Annotated in this window: 16 protein-coding genes, 1 tRNA gene and 1 pseudogene; 11 read left to right on the forward strand and 7 right to left on the reverse strand. The window is 70.1% G+C overall.

The window, feature by feature from the left end; genetic code table 11:
- Positions 1-91: 91 nt before the first annotated feature.
- Positions 92-1,240 carry an acyl-CoA dehydrogenase family protein gene (locus M2157_RS23810; RefSeq protein ID WP_280866167.1) on the forward strand — a complete coding sequence of 383 codons (1,149 nt, stop codon included), beginning with the start codon at positions 92-94 and terminating at the stop codon, positions 1,238-1,240.
- Positions 1,241-1,310: 70 nt separating this feature from the next.
- Positions 1,311-1,493, forward strand: coding sequence for a hypothetical protein (locus M2157_RS23815; RefSeq protein WP_280863658.1), 183 nt, complete (start codon positions 1,311-1,313; stop codon positions 1,491-1,493).
- Between the two features lie 27 nt (positions 1,494-1,520).
- Here the strand turns inward: M2157_RS23815 and M2157_RS23820 are convergent, their stop codons facing one another.
- The 5 genes from M2157_RS23820 to M2157_RS23840 all read right to left on the reverse strand — a co-directional run bounded on the left by M2157_RS23820 (position 1,521) and on the right by M2157_RS23840 (position 6,467).
- Positions 1,521-1,850, reverse strand: coding sequence for a rhodanese-like domain-containing protein (locus M2157_RS23820; protein WP_059208213.1), 330 nt, complete (start codon positions 1,848-1,850; stop codon positions 1,521-1,523).
- 56 nt (positions 1,851-1,906) lie between these two features.
- A complete protein-coding gene (locus M2157_RS23825; protein WP_280866168.1) occupies positions 1,907-2,761 on the reverse strand; it encodes a J domain-containing protein in 855 nt (284 codons plus the stop codon).
- A gap of 148 nt (positions 2,762-2,909) precedes the next feature.
- Entirely contained in the window at positions 2,910-4,394 is a 1,485-nt protein-coding gene (locus M2157_RS23830) for a DUF2252 domain-containing protein (RefSeq protein WP_280866169.1), read from the reverse strand.
- Positions 4,395-4,500: 106 nt separating this feature from the next.
- A complete protein-coding gene (locus M2157_RS23835; protein WP_280863661.1) occupies positions 4,501-5,133 on the reverse strand; it encodes a response regulator transcription factor in 633 nt (210 codons plus the stop codon).
- Positions 5,133-6,467, reverse strand: a complete 1,335-nt coding sequence (locus tag M2157_RS23840; protein ID WP_280863662.1) for a sensor histidine kinase — start codon at positions 6,465-6,467, stop codon at positions 5,133-5,135. Before M2157_RS23840 ends, M2157_RS23835 begins: the two co-directional genes overlap by 1 nt.
- A 178-nt stretch (positions 6,468-6,645) precedes the next feature.
- Here M2157_RS23840 and M2157_RS23845 point away from each other — a divergent pair, with 178 nt between their 5' ends.
- A complete protein-coding gene (locus tag M2157_RS23845) occupies positions 6,646-7,512 on the forward strand; it encodes an ABC transporter ATP-binding protein (RefSeq protein ID WP_280863663.1) in 867 nt (288 codons plus the stop codon).
- Positions 7,506-10,011: pseudogene (locus tag M2157_RS23850) on the forward strand (ABC transporter permease). The gene M2157_RS23845 and the pseudogene M2157_RS23850 overlap by 7 nt, the downstream one beginning before the upstream one ends.
- 92 nt (positions 10,012-10,103) lie before the next feature.
- On the opposite strand, the gene M2157_RS23855 reads toward M2157_RS23850, so the two are convergent.
- Positions 10,104-10,190, reverse strand: a tRNA-Leu gene (locus tag M2157_RS23855).
- Positions 10,191-10,658: 468 nt separating this feature from the next.
- On the opposite strand from M2157_RS23855, the gene M2157_RS23860 reads away from it, so the two are divergent.
- From M2157_RS23860 to M2157_RS23890, 7 genes are all read left to right on the forward strand, one after another.
- The gene (locus tag M2157_RS23860; RefSeq protein ID WP_280858883.1) at positions 10,659-11,546 is read left to right on the forward strand and encodes a DUF3662 and FHA domain-containing protein; all 888 of its coding nucleotides are present in this window, start codon (positions 10,659-10,661) and stop codon (positions 11,544-11,546) included.
- A gap of 10 nt (positions 11,547-11,556) precedes the next feature.
- Positions 11,557-12,069, forward strand: coding sequence for an FHA domain-containing protein (locus M2157_RS23865; RefSeq protein ID WP_037707129.1), 513 nt, complete (start codon positions 11,557-11,559; stop codon positions 12,067-12,069).
- Between the two features lie 98 nt (positions 12,070-12,167).
- Complete coding sequence (locus M2157_RS23870) at positions 12,168-13,736, forward strand: Stp1/IreP family PP2C-type Ser/Thr phosphatase (protein WP_280859077.1); 1,569 nt, start codon at positions 12,168-12,170, stop codon at positions 13,734-13,736.
- Between the two features lie 27 nt (positions 13,737-13,763).
- Positions 13,764-15,206, forward strand: coding sequence for an FtsW/RodA/SpoVE family cell cycle protein (locus tag M2157_RS23875; protein ID WP_280858882.1), 1,443 nt, complete (start codon positions 13,764-13,766; stop codon positions 15,204-15,206).
- Positions 15,203-16,675: a penicillin-binding protein 2 gene (locus tag M2157_RS23880; protein WP_280858881.1), complete on the forward strand. Its 1,473-nt coding sequence runs from the start codon at positions 15,203-15,205 to the stop codon at positions 16,673-16,675. The genes M2157_RS23875 and M2157_RS23880 overlap by 4 nt, the downstream gene beginning before the upstream one ends.
- Positions 16,676-16,844: 169 nt before the next feature.
- Positions 16,845-18,842 carry a Stk1 family PASTA domain-containing Ser/Thr kinase gene (gene pknB / locus M2157_RS23885; protein WP_280858880.1) on the forward strand — a complete coding sequence of 666 codons (1,998 nt, stop codon included), beginning with the start codon at positions 16,845-16,847 and terminating at the stop codon, positions 18,840-18,842.
- 166 nt (positions 18,843-19,008) lie between these two features.
- Complete coding sequence (locus M2157_RS23890) at positions 19,009-20,064, forward strand: restriction endonuclease (RefSeq protein ID WP_280858879.1); 1,056 nt, start codon at positions 19,009-19,011, stop codon at positions 20,062-20,064.
- A 65-nt stretch (positions 20,065-20,129) separates the two neighbouring features.
- Here M2157_RS23890 and M2157_RS23895 read toward each other — a convergent pair whose 3' ends face one another.
- Positions 20,130-20,867: a class E sortase gene (locus M2157_RS23895; protein WP_280858878.1), complete on the reverse strand. Its 738-nt coding sequence runs from the start codon at positions 20,865-20,867 to the stop codon at positions 20,130-20,132.
- Positions 20,868-20,871: the final 4 nt, after the last annotated feature.

The following is a 20,871-nucleotide window of genomic DNA, read 5'->3' on the forward strand; positions in this document are numbered from 1 at the left end:
AGCCCGTTCCCTTCTTCTAGAACCTGTTCTATCTTGACGGACCGTCAGATCAGCTGACCCGATCTGCCGACCCTTCGGAAGGACAGGGACCGTGGACTTCACCTTCAGCGAGGAGCAGCAGGCGGCGGCCGAGGCGGCGCGGGGGGTGTTCGCCGACGTCGCGCCGGACGCGGTGCCGTCCCCGGCACTGACCACGGGTGCCGTGGCCGACGAGTTCGACCGCGCGCTGTGGGCCAGGCTCGCCGACGCGGACCTGCTGAGCCTGCTGTCGGCCGAGGAGTACGGCGGGGCGGGTCTGGACGCCGTCGCGCTGTGCCTGGTGCTGCGCGAGTCGGCGAAGGTGCTGGCGCGGGTGCCGCTGTTGGAGAACAGTGCGGCCATGGCGGCCGTGCAGGCTTACGGCGGTCCCGAGCTGAAGGCGGAGCTGCTGGAGCGGGCAGGGCGCGGGGAGGTCGTGCTGACCGTCGCCGCGAGCGGCCGCACCGGCCATGACCCGGCCGAACTCGCCGTCACCGCACGGCAGGAGGAGGGGGCGGGGGCGGGGGCCGACTGGATCCTGGACGGTGTGCAGACGGCGGTGCCGTGGGCGTACGACGCGGACCACGTCGTCGTCCCCGCCCACACGGCCGCGGACCGGACCGTCCTCGCGCTGGTGCCCCGGGTCCATGACGGGGTCGTGCCGGCCGAGCAGTTCTCCACCAGCGGGGAGCGGCTGGGTGAACTGCGGCTGGAGTCGGCGCGGATCGCCGCACGGGACGTGATCGACGTCGAGGGCGCGTGGGAGTGGCTGCGGGATCTGCTGACCACGGGGACGTGTGCGCTGGCGCTCGGCCTGGGCGAGCGGGTGCTGCGGATGAGCAGTGAATACACCAGCAAGCGCGAGCAGTTCGGGTTCCCGGTCGCCACCTTCCAGGCGGTCGCCGTGCAGGCCGCCGACCGTTACATCGACCTGCGCGCGATGGAGGTCACGCTGTGGCAGGCCGCTTGGCGGATCGCTTCGGGAGCCCGGTGCACGCTGCCGGTCGCGGGGGACGTCGCCGTGGCGAAGATCTGGGCCTCCGAGGGGGTACGGCGGGTCGTGCAGACGGCACAGCATCTGCACGGCGGGTTCGGCGCCGACGTCGACTACCCCCTGCACCGCTACCACGCCTGGGCCAAGCATCTGGAGCTGTCGCTGGGCCCGGCGGCGGCTCACGAGGAGGCGTTGGGGGACCTGCTGGCGGCCCATTCTCTGGGATAGGCGAAACCGCGGAACCCTTGATCGGCGACTGAGAGGATGACGGAACCGCACCGACAGAAGGAGGCCGAGCATGATGGTGCTCGCCCTGTCCTGCATCCTCGTGCTCACCATCGCGGGATGCGTCTGCGTCTGGTGGGCGGCCCGGGGCGGCCCACGCTGGACGCGCGCGGTGTCCGCCGCGACCCTCGCAGCGGGCGAGCTGGCCCGCCGCGCGAGCCGTTACGACCGCAACCCGAGCGGCAAAGACGACTGAGCGTCCGCCGCCCGGGAACGCCGGAGGCTAGAGGACGAAGCCCGGCCGGCCGTCGTCGGTCACCACGGGGCGGCCCGTCTCGGCCCACAGCTGCATGCCGCCGTCGACGTTCGCGGCGTCGATGCCCTGCTGGGCCAGGTACATCGTTACCTGCGCCGAGCGGCCGCCGGACCGGCAGATCACGTGGACGCGGCCGTCCTGCGGAGCGGCCTCGGTCAGCTCGCCGTAGCGGGCCACGAACTCACTGATGGGTATGTGCAACGCCCCTTCGGCGTGACCCGCCTGCCATTCGTCGTCCTCGCGGACGTCCAGCAGGAAATCGCCGTCCTTGAGGTCCGTGACCTGGACCGTGGGCACACCAGCACCGAAATTCATGGGGCCGACGCTACCCGACGCCCTCGGGACGCGGCCCGTCACTCCTGTACGAGCAGCTCCGCGAGCTCCGCCTCGCGTGTGGAGACGTCGGCCAGGAGCTTCTCGGCGATCTCCTCCAGGAGGTGGTCCGGGTCGTCCGGTGCCATCCGGAGCATCGAGCCGATCGCGCTCTCCTCCAGCTCCCGCGCGACCACGGACAGCAGTTCCTTGCGCTGGGCGAGCCATTCGAGACGGGCGTAGAGCTCCTCGCTGGGGGTGGGCCCCTGCTCCGGGGGCTTCGGCCCGGCGGCCCACTCCTCGGACAGTTCCCGCAGGAGTGGCTCGTCCCCACGGGAGTAGGCCGCGTTGACCCGGGTGATGAACTCCTCGCGCCGCGCCCGCTCGGTCTCGTCCTGGGCGAGGTCCGGGTGGGCCTTACGGGCGAGCTCACGGTAGAGCTTGCGGGCCTCGTCGCTGGGGCGCACCCGCTGCGGAGGCCGCACCGGCTGGTCCGTGAGCATCGCCTCGGCCTCGGGGAACAGGCCCTCCCCGTCCATCCAGCCGTGGAACAGCTCTTCGACGCCGGGCATCGGCATCACCCGGGCACGGGCCTCGTCCGCCTTGCGCCGGTCCTCGGGATCGCCGGTGCGGGCGGCCCGGATCTCCGCGATCTGCGCGTCCAGCTCGTCGAGGCGGGTGTACATGGGGCCGAGCTTCTGGTGGTGCAGGCGGGAGAAGTTCTCCACCTCGATGCGGAAGGTGTCCACCGCGATCTCGTACTCGATGAGCGCCTGCTCCGCGGCCCGTACGGCACGCTCCAGCCGCTCCTCGGGCCGGGGCGCACCCCCGCCCTCGGCAGCCACCTGGTCCGCACCGGTGTCACCACCGTGCCGCTCAGCTTCCGGGGTCATCATCCGAACAGCGTAGGCCACGAACGGAACGACCACGGCAGGTCGCCCCCCGGCCCCGCCCCCACCGGGGGCCGTCGCCCGCGCCCCCGACGGCGGCGTGCCCGGCCGGCCTGGACTGTGCTCTTCCGCCCTGTGGACGCCGAGGGTGTCCTCACACCCCCGGCTCCCCCGCGATCCGCCCCGCCCGCACCGCCGCCACCAGGTCCGCGTGGTCCGCCTCCGTGCGGTCGGCGTAGGTCACGGCGAAGGTGGCGATGGCCTCGTCGAGTTCGTCGTTCTTGCCGCAGTAGCCGGAGACGAGGCGCGGGTCGGCGCTGTGGGAGTGGGCGCGGGCCAGGAGGGCGCCGGTCATACGGCCGTAGTCGTCTATCTGGTCGGCGGAGAGGGCGGTCGGATCGACGCTTCCCTTCCGGTTGCGGAACTGGCGGACCTGGAAGGGGCGGTCATCGACGGTCGTCCAGCCCAGCAGGATGTCGCTGACGACCTGCATCCGCTTCTGGCCCAGGACCACCCGGCGGCCCTCGTGGTCGACCGACGGGGCCTCGAAGCCGGCGGTGACCAGGTGGGGCACGAGCGCCGAGGTCCTCGCCTCCTTGACCTGGAGGACCAGCGGTTCACCGCGGTGGTCCAGCAGCAGGACGACGTAGGAGCGTGTGCCCACGCTGCCCGTGCCGACGACGCGGAACGCCACGTCGTGCACCGCATGGCGGGCCAGCAGCGGAAGGCGGTCCTCGGAGAGCGTGGTCAGGTAGTGCTCCAGGGAGGCGGCTACCGCCGCGGCCTCCGCGTCCGGCACCCGGCGCAGCACCGGCGGGGCGTCCACGAAGCGGCGGCCGCCGTCCTCGGTCAGCTCCGTCGACCTCGCCGCGAAGCGCCCGCTGGTGTTGGCCCGCGCCTTCTCCGAGACCCGCTCCAGCGTGCCGACCAGGTCATGGGCGTCGGTGTGGGAGACGAGCTCCTCGTCCGCGATCGCGTTCCACGCGTCCAGCACCGGGAGTTTGGCCAGCAGCCGCATGGTGCGCCGGTAGGCGCCCACCGCGCCGTGCGCCGCCGCGCGGCAGGTGTCCTCGTCGGCGCCGATCTCCCGGCCCGCGAGGACGAGGGAGGCGGCGAGCCGCTTGAGGTCCCACTCCCAGGGGCCGTACACCGTCTCGTCGAAGTCGTTCAGGTCGATGACCAGGTCGCCGCGGGCGTCGCCGTACAGGCCGAAGTTCGCCGCGTGCGCGTCGCCGCAGATCTGGGCGCGGATCCTGGTCATCGGGGTGCGGGCCAGGTCGTACGCCATGAGACCCGCCGAGCCGCGCAGGAAGGCGAACGGCGTGGCCGCCATCCGGCCCACCCGCAGCGGGGTCAGCTCGGGGATGCGGCCCCGGCTCGACTCCTCGACCGCCTCCACCGTGCCGGGACGGGAGCTGTCGGGGTCCAGCACGGCATGGGCAGCGCGCGGGACGCTCTCCCGCAGAGCCTTGCCCTCCTTCTTGGGCGAGCCCTCGACGGGCCACTGGGCGAAGCCGCGCACCAGGGGCCGCCGGGCCCCGGCCGCAGCGCCGGCCGTCTCACCGGCCTGCGCCCCGGCCTTCGCCTCCACACCGGCCTCGGTCACACCGACCGCCTCCCCCGTGACTCGCAAGAACATCAACTCGTGCCGACCGTACAACCACCAGCCAAAACGCGTCAGACCCTGTGGACAACTCCACACCTGTGGAAAAACCCCGGAGGAAAGACGCAGCCCTGCGCGTCCCTCACGCCCGCAAGTACGCCAGCACCGCCAGCACCCGCCGGTGTGTCTCCTCCGCCGGCGGCAGGTCCAGCTTCGTCAGGATGCCGCCGATGTGCTTGCCGACCGCCGCCTCGGACACCACCAGTTCCCGCGCGATGGCCGCGTTGGACCTGCCCTCCGCGATCAGCGCGAGCACCTCTCGTTCACGTGGGGTGAGCCGCTCCAGCGGATCGCGGCGGCGGCGCAGCAGCTGCCGTACGACTTCGGGGTCCACGACGGTGCCGCCGTCCGCGACCTCGCGCAGGGCGTCGACGAACTGCTCGACCTGGCCGACCCGGTCCTTGAGCAGATAGCCGACCCCCGTGCCGTCTCCGGAGTCGAGGAGTTCGGAGGCGTACGCCCGCTGCACGTACTGGCTGAGGACCAGCACCGGCAGGCCGGGGCGCCGCTCCCGCAGGCGGACGGCCGCGTGCAGCCCCTCGTCCTGGAAACCGGGCGGCATGCGGACGTCCGTCACGACGACGTCCGGGTTGTGTTCTTCGACGGCGGCAAGAAGTGCCTCGGCGTCACCGACTGCCGCGACGACCTCGTGCCCGCAGCGGCCGAGCAGGCCGATGAGCCCCTCGCGCAGCAGCACGCTGTCCTCGGCCAGCACTACACGGAGCGATCCGCCTGCGCCCGCACCCCGGTCGTCCCGCGCGCCTCGGCCAACTCGGTCACCTCGCAAGGGAACTCCACACGCAACAGGGTCGGACCGCCCGGCGGACTGGACAGGGAGAGTGTGCCATCCAGGACCGACACCCGGTCGGCGAGTCCGGTCAGCCCGCTGCCCGCAGAGGCGTCGGCGCCGCCGCGGCCGTCGTCCCGCACCTCCAGCAGCAGCCGCCCGCGGGAGTGTCCACCGCGCACCTCGGCCCGGTCCGCCCCGCTGTGCTTGGCGACGTTCGCCAGGGCCTCGCAGACCACGAAGTAGGCGGCCGCCTCCACCGCCTGGTCCAGCCGTCCCGGCACCGACAGATCGACGTCGACCGGGACGACGGAGCGGTCCGCGACATCGGCCACGGCGGCGGTCAGGCCGTAGTCCGCGAGGACCTTGGGGTGGATGCCCTGAATGAGCTCGCGCAGTTCGGCCAGGGCCTGGCCCGCCTCGTCGTGGGCCTTGGCGAGCTGGTCGGCGAGCGGTCCGGCCGGGGCGTCGAGACGGGCGAGACCCAGGATCATCGTCAGGGCGACCAGGCGCTGTTGGGCTCCGTCGTGCAGATCGCGTTCGATGCGCCTGCGCTCCGCCTCGAAGGCGTCCACCAACCGCGCGCGTGAACGGCTCAGTTCCACGACCCTGGCATCCGGCTCGCCGTCGCGTGAGGCGATCAGCAGCCGGGTCAGCCCGGCCCGGGCACCCGCCACGACCCCCAGCGTGTACAGGCCCAACGCCAGGAGCGCGAGGCCCAGTACGGCCACCCCGAAGGCCGTCGGCCACGTGGTGACCGTCCACTGCTTGAGCACCTTCGCCTCCCGGCCGTCCCCGACCGTGGCCATCAGCAGCGGGGCGGCGGCCATGGAGACCGGGCAGAGCAGGGCGACCGCGATCGCGAGGGCGTCGACCGGCCAGAGCAGCCCGGCGAACAGCAGGGTGTACCCGAACTCACGCCAGGTCGCCTGCTCCTTCAGCCGCGTCGTCAGCCAGGCCCACAGCCCCGTGGCGGCGGGTGCCCGATGCGGATCGGACACCGGGTCCGCGTCGACCAGGCGCAGTCGTCGCCGCTCCAGCCGGGCAACCACGACACCGGACAGCGCCAGCATGACGAGCAACGGCAGCCCCACGAGTACGGCGGTGAGCGCCCCGCCGACCACCGCCAGCGTCACGATCCCCACCAGCGCGACCACGCCGGCCGCCGCACCGGTCAGCAGATAGCCGACCGCGCGCCAAGGCCACGCCGACAGCAGAAAACCCGGCCGGGACATGGCCTGCCACACATTCCGAGGATGCATGCGGATCACCGTAGAAGCGGGACACGGGGCGGTGCCATGGCCCTGGACGGAGGAGTCGGGGTATGGCCGGCCCTACCCCAGGTCTCGGTCCCGCCGCACTGCGCCCGGGCACCTCCGCACGGTTTCGTGGAGCCACCGAAGCCAGCCGCGGGGACGACACCGGACAACTGGGGGACCCATGACCACCGACGCCATCAGCCTGCGATCCGTCAGCAGGACATACGGCAGGACCTACAGCAGGGCACACCGCACAGCACACAACAGGACCAGCAGACGCGCCTCCCCCGACGACACCACCGTGACCGCACTCGACGACGTCACCCTCGCCTTCCCCCGCGGCACCTTCACCGCCGTCATGGGCCCCTCCGGCTCGGGCAAGTCGACCCTGCTGCAGTGCGCCGCGGGCCTGGACCGGCCCACCTCGGGCTCGGTCACCATGGGCGGCACCGAGCTCACGACGCTCAGCGAGACCAAACTGACCCTGCTGCGGCGTGAGCGCGTCGGATTCGTCTTCCAGGCGTTCAATCTGCTGCCCTCGCTCACCGCCGAGCAGAACGTCTCCCTGCCTCTCAGGCTGGCCGGCCGACGCGTACCGAAGGCCCGGATCCGCGAGGTACTTCAGCAGGTCGGCCTCGGTGAGCGCGCCCGGCACCGGCCCACCGAGCTGTCCGGCGGCCAACAGCAGCGCGTCGCCCTGGCCCGCGCCCTGGTCACCCGCCCCGAAGTCCTCTTCGGCGACGAACCGACCGGCGCCCTCGACTCCCGAGCCGGCCGCGAAGTACTGACCCTGCTGCGCTCCATGGTCGACCGCCAGAGCCAGACGGTGGTCATGGTCACCCACGACCCGGTGGCCGCGTCCCATGCGGACCGCGTGGTCTTCCTCGTCGACGGCCGGCTCAACGGCGAGCTCGTCGGAGCCGGCACCAGCGACATCGCCACGCACTTGGCGAAGTTGGAGGACGCACCACCGTCCCGGCGGACCGCCCATCCCGCTCCCCGCCCCATGCCCGGCACCGAGGACCGCCCGGAGGGCCACCCGTGCTGACCATCGCCCTCCACACTCTCCGCACCCGCTGGTCGACCTTCTTGGGCACCTTCGTCGCCCTCTCCCTCGGCGTCGCCCTGCTCGCCGTGATGGGCCTGACCCTGGCCTCCTCACTGGACGCACCGGAGAGACGGCCCGAGCGGTTCGCCACAGCACCGGTCGTGGTCCAGGGCCAGAACACCCTGAGCGTGCCGACCTCGACCGGCGCCCATGTTTCACGTGAAACACGCAAGCTCGCCCACCCGCGTGCGGTGCCCGAAGCGACCGTGGCCAAGCTGAAGAAACTCGGCACCGTCATCGCGGACCGCTCCTTCGCCGTACACGCCGTGGGCGGCCCCCGCGGCCTCATCGGTCACCCCTGGTCCACCGCCGCCTTCGCCCCGTACGAGATCACGGCGGGCCGGGCACCCCGCACACCCGCCGAAGTCGTCACCGCCGACTGGGCGCGCCCAGGACAGCGGCTGCACACCCGCCACGGCACCGTGACGGTCGTCGGCACCGTTTCCTCACTCGGCTTCGAGAACCCCGTCTTCTACACCGATGCCCGCGCCGCCGAGCTGTCCCCGAAGAGCACTCAGCTCGTGGTGGAGGCAGCCGCGACCGACGTACGAGAAGCAGCAAAAGGCGAGTCCGTCCACGTCCTCACCGGCAAGGCCCGCCATCTCGCCGACCCCGACCCGGACCGCGACCGGGAGACGCTCACCGCCATGAACGCCCTGTTCGGCACCGCCGGCGGCGTCACCGCCTTCGTGTCGGTGTTCGTCGTGGCGTCCACCTTCGCCTTCGCGGTCGCCCAGCGGCGCCGGGAGTTCGGCCTGCTGCGCACTGCGGGAGCCACGCCCGGCCAGATCCGCCGGACGGTGTGCGCGGAGGCACTGCTGGTGGGCGTACTCGCCTCGGCCACCGGCTGTGCGGTCGGTGCGCACGGGGGCCCCACGACTCGCCGACTGGGCGGTCGATGTCGGACTGGCACCGGGCTGGTTCACCATCGGCGACTCCAAGTGGCCGTTCCACATGGCTTTCTGGACAGGTCTGCTCGTCGCGCTGCTCGGTGTGATCGCCGCGTCCTGGCGGGCCGGCCGTATCGGTCCCACCCAAGCACTGCGCGAGGCTTCCGTGGACGCGAGGGCGATGCCCCGGGGCCGCCTGCTGTGCGGTGCCGGCCTGCTGCTGGCCACCGTGGTGACGTTGGCCCTTTCCCTGGTCACCGACCCGGGCGAGCTGCTGCACCGCAAGACCTACGTCAGCCGTCCGATGCTGCTGATCACCGCGGTCGCGCTTCTCGCGCCGGCCCTGGTGCGTCCGCTGACCCGGCTGGTCGCCTGGCTGCCGTCCCAACTGCCGGGTGCGGGCGGGATGCTGGTGCGGGAGAACGCCGCCGCGGGAGTCCGCCGTACGGCAGCCGTCGCGGCGCCCGTCCTGGTCACCGTCGCCCTCACGGGTTCACTCCTGGGCGCGACCGCCACGCTGAACCAGGCCAAGGCCACCGAGACGCGCGAGCGGACCACGGCCGACTTCGTGGTCGTCCCCGCCGGGTCGACCGGCCCGACCGCGAGCAGCGGCGCTACCGGGAGCAACGATCCCGCCGAGAACACAGGCTTCGACGCGCACACACTCCACCGGCTCCGCACGATCCCCGGCGCCACGGCCTCCGCGACCTCGTCGAGCGCCGTGTACGTCCTGGAGGACGGCGTGGCCCTCATCAGGTCCGAGGCCCGTGCCGCCGAGCCCGCACCGCTCGCCGCGACCGCGGACCTCCCCCTGGCCGCCGGAAAGGTGAGCGACCTCGACGACGGGTCGATCATCGTCAACGAGGAGTGGGAGCGGCACACCGTCGGTCGGACCGTGGACGTATGGCTCGGCGACGGCACCAGGAAGTCGCTGCGGATCGCCGCCGTGATGAGGACCGGCACCGGCGACAACGGCGTCTACGTCACCCCGGCCAATGCCCCGGGCGCACCTGTCGACCGCGTGGACGTCACCCTCTCTGCCGGTGCCGACCCCGCCGTGGTGGCCGACGAACTGCGCAAGGCGGGCGGGCACGTCCTCACCAGGGACCAGTGGGTGCGGGCGAGTCACCCCGCGACCGACCGGAACACCAGGTACGGCTTCCTGCTGGTCCTCGGCATCGCCCTGCTCTACACCGGGATCTCCCTGGCCAACACGATGGTCATGGCGGCCTCGGACCGGGTACGCGACCTGGCCGTCCTCCGCCTGGCCGGGGCCACCCGTCGGCAGGTGCTGCGGCTGGTCGGCGCCGAGGCGCTGACGGTCGTAGCGGTGGGCGGGGTGCTCGGGCTGCTGGTCACCGCGATCAATCTGGCCGGGATGCGGGGCGCGCTGGGACTGCTGTCGGTCCACGGGCCGATGCGCATCCCGTGGCCGGAGCTCGCCACGGTCACCGGAGCCTGCGCGGTCCTCGCCGTGGTGTTCTCGATCGCCCCGGCAGCCTGGGCGATGCGCCGCAGAGCGGTGGAACTGGCCGGTACGAGGGAGTGAGAGGGACCTCACAGCGTGAGCCGTGCCACCACCCGGCCGCCTCGGACGGACACCAAAAAGCCCCCCAGGTCGAGGACCTGGGGGGCTTCCAGTGGTGCGCGAGGGGGGAGTTGAACCCCCACGCCCTTTCGGGCACTGGAACCTGAATCCAGCGCGTCTGCCTATTCCGCCACCCGCGCATTGGGTGTGTCCTCGGGCTCCTCGCCTTGCGGTGCGGCGCCCTCCGACACGCAGAACATTAGCACGGTGGAGGAGGTGGATTCACATCCCATATCCGGGGGCAGCCGCCCACCAGCGGGTTCGGAAGCGGTCCACCGAACCCGGGTACCGGCGGCCACGTATCAACCTGTGCTTGTTCACGTATCAACCTCGTACCGGTAGCCCCCGTCTCCCCCGGAGCCGGTCCGGGTCCACAGTCAGGTGCGGGACACTGGTCCACGGCCGCCTCTACGATCCTTGACAGAGGAGTTCGACAGCGGAGTTCGAAGTGGAGCTCCAGAGGGAACTTCGGAGGCGTCGACACCCGTCGACAGTGCCGACAGGGGGAACCAGCCGATTCACCGGCGCGTGGATACGATCAGTAAGCAGTACCAGGTAAGCAGCACACAGCGCAGTACCCAGGACGGCAAGGACGGAGGAGGTGCCTCATGGGAGTCCTGAAGAAGTTCGAGCAGCGTCTCGAAGGTCTGGTCAACGGCACCTTCGCCAAGGTGTTCAAGTCCGAGGTGCAGCCCGTGGAGATCGCGGGCGCGCTCCAGCGGGAGTGCGACAACAACGCCACCATCTGGAACCGCGACCGCACGGTCGTGCCCAATGACTTCATCGTGGAGCTGAGCACGCCGGACTTCGAGCGGCTCAGCCCCTACTCGGGCCAGCTCGGCGACGAGCTCGCCGGCATGGTGCGCGACTACGCCAAGCAGCAGCGCTACACCTTCATGGGCCCGATCAGGGTCAACCTGGAGAAGGCGGACGACCTCGACACCGGTCTGTACCGGGTGCGCAGCCGTACGCTCGCCGGCTCCACCGATCAGCAGGCCCCCGGAACCGCGGCCCCGGCCGCCCGGCCCGCCGCGCCCGGCGCGGGAGCCGGCGGCTACGGCTACCCGCCGCCGGCCGCTCCGGCAGGCGCTCCGCCCATGCCGTCCGCCCCGCCTCCCGGCCGTGGCGCCCCCGGCGGCTACGGCTATCCCCAGCCGGCCCAGGCCCAGCGCCCCGGCGCCGGCGGCCCGGTCGGCGCGCCCGCGCCGGGCTCCCGTACCCGCCACTGGATCGAGATCAACGGCACCCGCCATCAGATCTCCCGCGCAACGCTGGTGCTGGGCCGCAGCACCGAAGCCGACGTGCGGATCGACGACCCCGGCGTCTCGCGCCGGCACTGTGAGATCCGGACCGGAACGCCCTCGACGATCCAGGATCTCGGGTCCACCAACGGCATCGTGGTGGACGGGCAGCACACCACCCGCGCTACGCTCCGCGACGGCTCGCGGATCGTCGTGGGCAGTACCACCATCATTTACCGGCAAGCCGAAGGGTGAAGCGGGGGCAATGTCAGAGCTGACCCTCACGGTCATGCGGCTGGGTTTCCTGGCCGTACTGTGGCTGTTCGTGATCGTGGCCGTGCAGGTCATCCGCAGCGACCTGTTCGGTACGCGTGTCACCCAGCGCGGCTCGCGCCGGGAGGCCGGCCGGGCCCAGCAGGCCCAGCGGCAGGCGCCTCCGCAGCAGCGCCAGCAGCCGGCCGCTGGCGGCCGCCAGCGCCGTAACGCACCCACCAAGCTCGTCGTGTCCGAGGGCACCCTCACCGGTACCACCGTCGCGCTTCAGGGCCAGACCATCACGCTGGGCCGGGCGCACGACAGCACCATCGTGCTGGACGACGACTACGCCTCCAGCCGCCATGCCAGGATCTACCCGGACCGCGACGGTCAGTGGATCGTCGAGGACCTGGGCTCCACCAACGGCACGTATCTCGACCGAACGCGGCTGACGACCCCGACACCGATTCCGCTGGGCGCGGCGATCCGCATCGGCAAGACCGTCATCGAGCTGCGGAAGTAGTGCTACATCATGAATAGGCGCGAGCGGAGCGAGCACGCGGTGTGGGCCCCCACCCCGGGCCCCGGCGCGCTCCCGACCGGAGGGTGGGCACCGTGCGGATGTACCCGGAGCCGACGGGCGAGGTGCGCATGAGTCTGTCACTGCGCTTCGCCGCCGGATCGCACAAAGGCATGATCCGGGAGGGCAACGAGGACTCCGGATACGCCGGGCCCCGCCTGCTGGCCATCGCGGACGGCATGGGCGGCGCCGCCGCCGGCGAGGTCGCCTCCTCCGAGGCCATCTCCACCATCGTCGCCCTCGACGACGACGTGCCCGGCTCCGACGTCCTCACCTCGCTCGGCGTGGCCGTCCAGCGCGCCAACGACCAGCTGCGCTCCATGGTCGAGGAGGACCCCCAGCTCGAAGGCATGGGGACCACGCTGACCGCGCTGCTGTGGACGGGCCAGCGGCTCGGCCTCGTGCACGTCGGCGACTCGCGCGCGTACCTGCTGCGCGACGGTGTCCTCACGCAGATCACACAGGACCACACCTGGGTGCAGCGCCTGGTCGACGAGGGCCGCATCACCGAGGAAGAGGCCACCACCCACCCCCAACGCTCCCTGCTGATGCGGGCGTTGGGCAGCGGCGAACACGTCGAGCCCGACCTCTCCATCCGTGAGGTCCGCGCCGGCGACCGCTACCTGATCTGCTCCGACGGTCTGTCCGGCGTCGTCTCCCACCAGACGCTCGAGGACACCCTCGCCAGCTACCAGGGCCCCCAGGAGACCGTGCAGGAGCTCATCCAGCTCGCACTGCGGGGCGGCGGCCCCGACAACATCACGGTCATCGTCGCGGACGTCCTCGACCTGGACACCGGCGACACCCTCGCCGGGCAGCTCTCCGACACCCCGGTCGTGGTCGGCGCGGTCGCCGAGAACCAGCTCCAGCTGCACGACAACGGCATCATGCAGACCCCCGCGGGCCGCGCCTCCGGGCTCGGCCGCCAGGGCCACGGGCAGGGCGGAGGCGGCGAGTACGGCCGGCCCGGCTCCTCCGACACCACCGGCTACGTCCCCGCGGGCAGCTTCGGCGACTACTCCGACGACGACTTCGTCAAGCCCCGCAAGGGCCGCAAGTGGCTGAAGAGATCGTTCTACTCGGTCCTCGCGCTCGCCGTCATCGGCGGTGGTCTGTACGGCGGCTGGCGCTGGACGCAGACCCAGTACTACGTCGGCGTCAACGACGAGCACGTGGCGCTGTACCGCGGCATCAGCCAGGACCTGGCGTGGGTCTCGCTCTCGAAGGTGTCCAAGGACCACCCCGAGATCGAACTCAAGTACCTGCCGCCGTACCAGCAGAAGTCGGTCGAGGGCACCATCGCCGAGGGCGACCTGAAGACGGCCCAGAAGAAGATCGGCGAACTGGGCGTCCAGGCCTCCGCGTGCAAGAAGCAGGCCGAGGCGCAGGCCAAGGAGAGCGACAAGAACTCCAAGACGGGCGAGGGCGAGGCCGGAGGCACCACGGGAACCACTCAGTCCTCCCTGACGTCCAAGGCCACACCGACCCCGACGAGCACGACCTCCCCGTCCCCGAACGCTTCCGCATCCCCGACCGCGCCCACTCCCACCCCCGGCCCCACCCTCTCGGACGAGGAGAAGCAGGTCGTCGGGAACTGCGGTACGCAGTAGGCAAGCCGTGAGAGGCCCTGTCACACGATGAGCAGCAGTACTTCGAACACGTCGACGCACCACACGTCCACGATCGGCGCGATCGGCGCCCCGAGCCGCCGCAACACCGAGCTGGCGCTGTTGGTGTTCGCCGTCCTCATCCCGGTCTTCGCCTACGCCAACGTGGGTCTGGCCATCGACGACCAGGTCCCGTCCGGGCTCCTGAGCTACGGCCTGGGCCTCGGTCTGCTGGCCGGCGTCGCCCATCTCGTCGTACGCAAGTTCGCCCCGTACGCGGACCCCCTGATGCTGCCCCTGGCCACCTTGCTCAACGGCCTCGGGCTCGTCGCGATCTGGCGCCTCGACCAGTCCAAACTGCTCCAGCAGATCCATGTCGCCGGCGGCAAGGCCACCAACCAGCTGATCTACACGGCGATGGGCATCGCCCTGTTCGCCGTCGTCCTGATCTTCCTCAAGGACCACCGGGTCCTGCAGCGCTACACCTACATCTCCATGGTCGGCGCGCTGGTCCTGCTGCTGCTCCCGCTGGTCCCAGGTCTGGGCCTGAACGTCTATGGCGCCAAGATCTGGATCCAGATCGGCAGCTTCACCATCCAGCCCGGTGAGTTCGCCAAGATCGTCCTCGCGGTGTTCTTCGCCGGATACCTCATGGTCAAGCGGGACGCCCTCGCTCTTGCCAGCCGCCGCTTCATGGGCCTCTACCTGCCCCGCGGCCGCGACCTCGGACCCATCCTGGTCGTCTGGTTCATCTCGATCCTCATCCTGGTCTTCGAGACCGACCTCGGAACGTCGCTGCTGTTCTTCGGAATGTTCATCATCATGCTGTACGTCGCCACCGAGCGGACCAGTTGGATCGTCTTCGGTCTGCTGATGTCGGCGGCGGGCGCGGTCGGCGTCGCATCCTTCGAACCGCACGTGCAGCAGCGTGTCCAGGCCTGGCTCGACCCGATGCGTGAGTACCAGCTGAGCCAGGACCAGGTCGCCGGCCACTCCGAGCAGGCCATGCAGGCCCTCTGGGCGTTCGGATCCGGCGGCACCCTCGGTACCGGCTGGGGCCAGGGCCACTCGGAGCTGATCCGCTTCGCCGCCAACTCCGACTTCATCCTGGCCACCTTCGGCGAGGAACTGGGCTTGGCCGGCCTCATGGCGATCCTGCTGCTCTACGGCCTGATCGTGGAGCGCGGCGTGCGCACCGCCCTCGCCGCCCGCGACCCGTTCGGCAAGCTGCTCGCGATCGGCCTGTCCGGTGCCTTCGCGCTCCAGGTCTTCGTGGTGGCCGGCGGTGTGATGGGTCTGATCCCGCTGACCGGTATGACGATGCCCTTCCTGGCGTACGGCGGTTCCTCCGTCATCGCCAACTGGGCCCTGATCGGCATCCTGCTGAGGATCAGCGACACCGCGCGCCGTCCGGCGCCCGCCCCCGCCCCGACCCCCGACGCCGAGATGACCCAGGTGGTCCGCCCGTCATGAACAAGCCCCTGCGCCGGATCGCGATCTTCTGCGGCCTGCTGGTCCTCACCCTGCTCCTGCGGGACAACTGGCTCCAGTACGTCAAGGCCGACAGCCTCAAGGACGACCCGAAGAACCGCCGTGTGCTCATCGCGCGGTACGCGACGCCCCGCGGCGACATCATCGTCGACGGCAAGGCCATCACCGGGCACGCGGAGACGACGTCGGGCGACTTCAAGTACAAGCGCACCTACAAGGACGGCGCGATGTGGGCGCCGGTCACGGGCTTCGTCTCGCAGTCCTACGGCGCCAACCAGCTGGAGTCCATCGAGGACGGCATCCTCACCGGCACCGACGACCGGCTCTTCTTCCGCAACACCCTCGACATGCTCACCGGCAAGCCGAAGGAGGGCGGCAACGTCGTCACCACCCTCAACGCCGCCGCGCAGAAGGCCGCCTACGACGGTCTGAAGAAGCAGGGCGGCAAGGGCGCGGTCGCCGCCATCGAGCCCTCCACCGGCAAGATCCTGGCGCTGGCCTCCTACCCGTCGTACGACCCCTCGACGATCGCCGGCGGCAGCGACTCCGACGCCGAGGCCTGGAAGAAGCTCGACAAGAAGAACAACCCCGACGACCCGATGCTGAACCGGGCGCTGCGCGAGGTCTACCCGCCCGGCTCCACCTTCAAGGTCGTCACCGCGGCAGCCGCCCTCGAGAACGGCCTGTACAACTCGGCGGACGAGAAGACCAAGTCGCCGCTGCCGTGGACCATGCCGGGCACCACGACCCCGCTGAAGAACGAGGGCAACATCCCCTGCGAGAACGCCACTCTGCGGGTCGCCCTCCAGTACTCCTGCAACACCGTCTTCGGCAAGGTCGGCTCCGACCTCGGCAACGAGAAGATGCTCGAAGAGGCCAAGAAGTTCGGCTTCGACGAGCAGCAGTTCACGCCGGTGCGCTCCAGCTCGTCGGTCTTCTCCGACGACATGAACCCCTCGCAGACCGCACTGTCCTCGATCGGCCAGTACAACACCGCCGCGACCCCGCTCCAGATGGCCATGGTCGCCTCGGCCGTCGCCAACAACGGCACCCTGATGAAGCCGTACATGGTCGACTCCCTCCAGGCCCCGAACGTGGACACCCTGGAGAAGACCGAGCCGGAGAAGATGAGCGAGCCGCTGTCGGCGGAGAACGCCCAGATCCTCCAGTCGATGATGGAGACTGTCGTCGAGAAGGGCACCGGCACGACGGCGCAGATCAACGACGTCACCGTGGGCGGCAAGACCGGTACCGCCCAGCACGGCGAGAACAACAGCAAGAACCCGTACGCCTGGTTCATCTCGTACGCCAAGGTCGGCGACAGCGCACCGGTCGCCGTGGCCGTGGTCGTCCAGGACGACAACGCGGTCCGCGAGAACATCTCCGGCAGCGGTCTCGCGGCACCGATCGCCAAGAGCGTCATGGAGGCGGTCGTCGACTCCAAGAAGTGACCCCGCTCACGTCGCCTTCACATCGGTGCACGTTGCGATACCGGTCCTGTATCGGGTGACGCACTTGGCCAGGTCACACAAAGCTAGCCGGGTACGGTAGGCCCGGAGTGCAGCCTCCGACGGCACACACGTGCCGGTCGGGACCGACGGAGAGGGCTGGTAGGAAGCTATGGAAGAGCCGCGTCGCCTCGGCGGCCGGTACGAGCTGGGCCAGGTGCTCGGCCGTGGTGGCATGGCGGAGGTCTACCTCGCCATGGACACGCGCCTCGGCCGCACGGTGGCGGTGAAGACGCTGCGCGCGGACCTCGCGCGTGATCCGTCCTTCCAGGCCCGGTTCCGCCGGGAGGCCCAGTCGGCCGCCTCGCTCAACCATCCCGCGATCGTGGCGGTCTACGACACGGGCGAGGACTACATCGACGGGGTCTCGATCCCGTACATCGTCATGGAGTACGTCGACGGCTCCACGCTTCGCGAGCTCCTGCACTCCGGCCGCAAGCTGCTGCCGGAGCGCTCCCTGGAGATGACCATCGGGATCCTCCAGGCACTGGAGTACTCCCACCGCAGCGGCATCGTCCACCGGGACATCAAGCCCGCGAACGTGATGCTCACGCGCAACGGCCAGGTCAAGGTGATGGACTTCGGCATCGCCCGCGCCATGGGCGACTCCGGCATGACGATGACGCAGACCTCCGCGGTCATCGGCACCGCCCAGTACCTCTCTCCGGAGCAGGCGAAGGGCGAGCAGGTCGACGCGAGGTCGGACCTCTACTCCACCGGCTGTCTCCTCTACGAGCTGCTGACGGTCCGGCCGCCCTTCGTGGGCGACTCCCCGGTGGCCGTCGCGTACCAGCACGTACGCGAGGAGGCGCAGCCCCCGTCGGTCTTCGACCCGGAGATCACGCCCGAGATGGACGCCATCGTCCTCAGGGCCCTGGTCAAGGATCCGAACTACCGCTACCAGTCGGCCGACGAGATGCGCGCCGACATCGAGGCCTGCCTCGACGGCCAGCCGGTCGCGGCCACCGCGGCGATGGGCTCGGTGGGCTACGGCGGCTACCCGGACGACCAGCCGACCACGGCCCTGCGCGCCGACGCGGGCGCCACCACCATGCTGCCGCCGATGAGCCCGGACGACGGCGGCTTCGGCTACGACGACCGCCCCGACCGGCGCCGCCAGAAGAAGTCGAACACCTCGACGATCCTGCTGGTGGTGGCGGGCATCCTGGTGCTCGTCGGCGCGATCCTGATCGGCAAGTGGATCTTCAGCGGCAACGGGGGCGCGGGCAACGACCAGGTGGCCGTGCCGAACATCGTCAACCAGGCGCGGGCCGACGCCGAGAAACAGCTGGGCAACGTCGACCTGAAGGTCGGTGAGGTCACGCAGAAGGCGTGTGAGAACGCGGCCAAGGGCAACATCTGCGAGCAGAACCCGACGCCCGGCACCAAGGTCGACAAGAACTCCGCCGTCAACCTCGTGGTGTCCACCGGGGCGCCCAAGGTGGCCGTCCCCAGTGTCCTCGGCCAGGACGTCGACAAGGCCACGGAGACGCTGGGGGGCGACAAGTACGAGTTGGTCGTCAAGACCAAGCAGCAGGAGTCCACCGAAAAGGTGGGCACCGTCCTGGCGCAGGACCCGGAGCTGGGCACGGAAGTGGAGAAGGGTTCCACCATCACCCTCACCATCGCCAAGGCCGAGGAGAAGTCCACGGTCCCGGACGTCACCGGCCAGTCCTGTGACGACGCCAAGGCACAGATGCAGGCGAACAACCTCGTCGGCAACTGCACCGAGGTCGAGACCGACGACACCAACCAGATCGGCAAGGTCATCGCGACCTCGCCGCAGGCCGGCACCCAGGCCGACAAGAACTCGTCGGTGAACATCCAGATCGGCAAGGCGAAGGACAAGACCGAGGTCCCGAACGTCGTCGGCCAGACGGTCGCCCAGGCCCGGCAGATCCTCAACAACGCCGGCTTCACGAACATCCAGTTCGCGAACGGCAGCGACCAGAGCGACACCGCGCTCGTGGCCCAGCAGGACCCGGGCGCCGGCAACGAGGTCGACAACGCGGGCGGCACCCAGATCACCCTGGCCACGGTGAGCGTCGGCGGCGGCAACAACAACGGCGGCAACAACGGCGGAGGCTTCTTCGGCGGCGGGAACGGCTAGCCACACGCAGAACTCCACACAGAGACAAGCCCCGACGCCCCTCACAGGGCGCCGGGGCTTTGTCATGCGACCCGCTGGCGTGTTCGCATACCGATCGTGTCTTCCTATATGACGACTCGTTGACCCGTTGGGGTGGGGTGACGAAGCTCTGCCCAGGCCATGGGCCATGCCTCAACCGGAAGGGCAGAACGTGATCAACGAATCGGCGCTGCTGGAATCCAAGACCCTGCGCGACGGCGTGCTGGAACGGACGGACGTACTCGACAGGGTCAAAGCGCTGTCGCTGCTGCCGGACGGGATGCATGTGACCACGGCGATGGTGGCGGCGTACTTCGAGGTCGGCATCAAAGCTGTTCGCTCCCTCGTACTCGACCACCGCGCCGAACTGGAGGCCAGCGGGTACCACGTCTTGACAGGTTCAGAACTGAGCTCCTTCAAGAAACTCAGTGGGATTCAGTCGCGCACCGCATCCCTCGCTCTCTTCTCCCGCCGAGCCGTCCTCAACGTCGCCATGCTCCTCCGCGACAGCGAAGTCGCACGTCAGGTACGTGTGTACCTCCTGGACATGGAGTACCTGGCCCGCACCCAGCCTGTGGATAACTCTGTCCACACAGACCCCGCCTCCCTCGACGACCGCATCGACCAACGCATCACCCACATCCTCGGCAAGACCGTCGTACCGATGTTCAACGCCCTGATCGAAACATCGGGCGAGCACCGCAAGGAACTGATCGCCCTGCGGGCAGGAGTCCAGCGCATCGAGCGACGTCTCCACCAGCACCACACCCGCCTTCAACGACTCGAAGGCGTACGAGACGACCGGCCCACCGTCGGAGTCATGGCCGCCATGGACGCCATGAACGGCCGCACGTTCGAACACCACATCGCCAAGCTGCTACGCCGCGACGGATGCACCAACGTGACCGTGCAGGGCGGCCACGGAGACCGGGGTATCGACGTCAGCGGGCTCACGCCCGATGGACGACGCCTCGTCGTCCAGTGCAAGCGGTTCGCGCCGTACCTCAACATCACCAGCCCCGACATGCAGAAGTTCGTCGGAGCGGCCAAGGTTCTCCACAGCGCGGAGGTGGCGCTCTTCGTGGCCACTTGCCCGTTCACCGCGGAAGCCCTGAGCATCGCCGCCGAGACAGGGATCACGGTCGTACACCGCGGGCTGCTGGAGCAGTGGAGCGCCGGGGAACCGCTGGAAGTCCTGGAGTAGGCACGGCCCGACGCAAAGAGGCCCGAAGCCGCAAGAGATAGTTGCGGCTTCGGGCCTCCGTCATGCTAGGTCAATTCCTTCGGCAGCGTCCGCTCGCTGTCCACCTTCTCCGTGCGGACCAGCTCACCCCACACCACATACCGGTACCGCGAGGTGTACACCGGAGTGCACGTCGTCAGCGTGATGTAGTGGCCGGCCTTCTTCTTGCCGGACTCCTTGGGGATCTGGCCGAGGACCTTGACGTTGTACTTCGAGGTCTCGGCGAGAACCGCGTAGGCCTTGTAGACGTACCACTCGTCCTTGGTCTCGAAGACGATCGCGTCGCCCTTTTTGATCTTGTCGATGTTGTGGAACTTCGCGCCGTGGCCGTCGCGGTGGGCGGCGAGGGAGAAGTTGCCCGTCTTGCCGCTGGTGGGGAGCGTGGCCTTGACGGGGTCGGTGTAGTAGCCGGCGACGCCGTCGTTGAGGATCTTCGTCGAGGTGCCCTTCTCGACCAGGACCTCGCCGTTCTTCATCGCGGGGACGTGCAGGAAGCCGATGCCGTTCTTGGTGTCCAGCGCACCGGGACCGCCGGTGGTCCGCTCGGTCCAGCTGTCGCGCACCTTGTCGGCCTGTTTGTCCGCCGCGCGGTCCGCGACGACGTTCGTCCACCACAGCGAGTAGACGACGAACAGGCCGAGCACGAGGCCCGCAGTGATGAGGAGTTCACCGAAGACGCTGACCGCCATGGCGATCCGGCCGGTGCCGCGGCGACGCGGCGCTGCGGTGCCGGTGTTCTGCTCTTGTTCGGTGGTCGCTGCCACTTGT

The sequence above is a fragment of the Streptomyces sp. SAI-127 genome (assembly GCF_029894425.1).
Classification (GTDB): Bacteria; Actinomycetota; Actinomycetes; order Streptomycetales; family Streptomycetaceae; genus Streptomyces.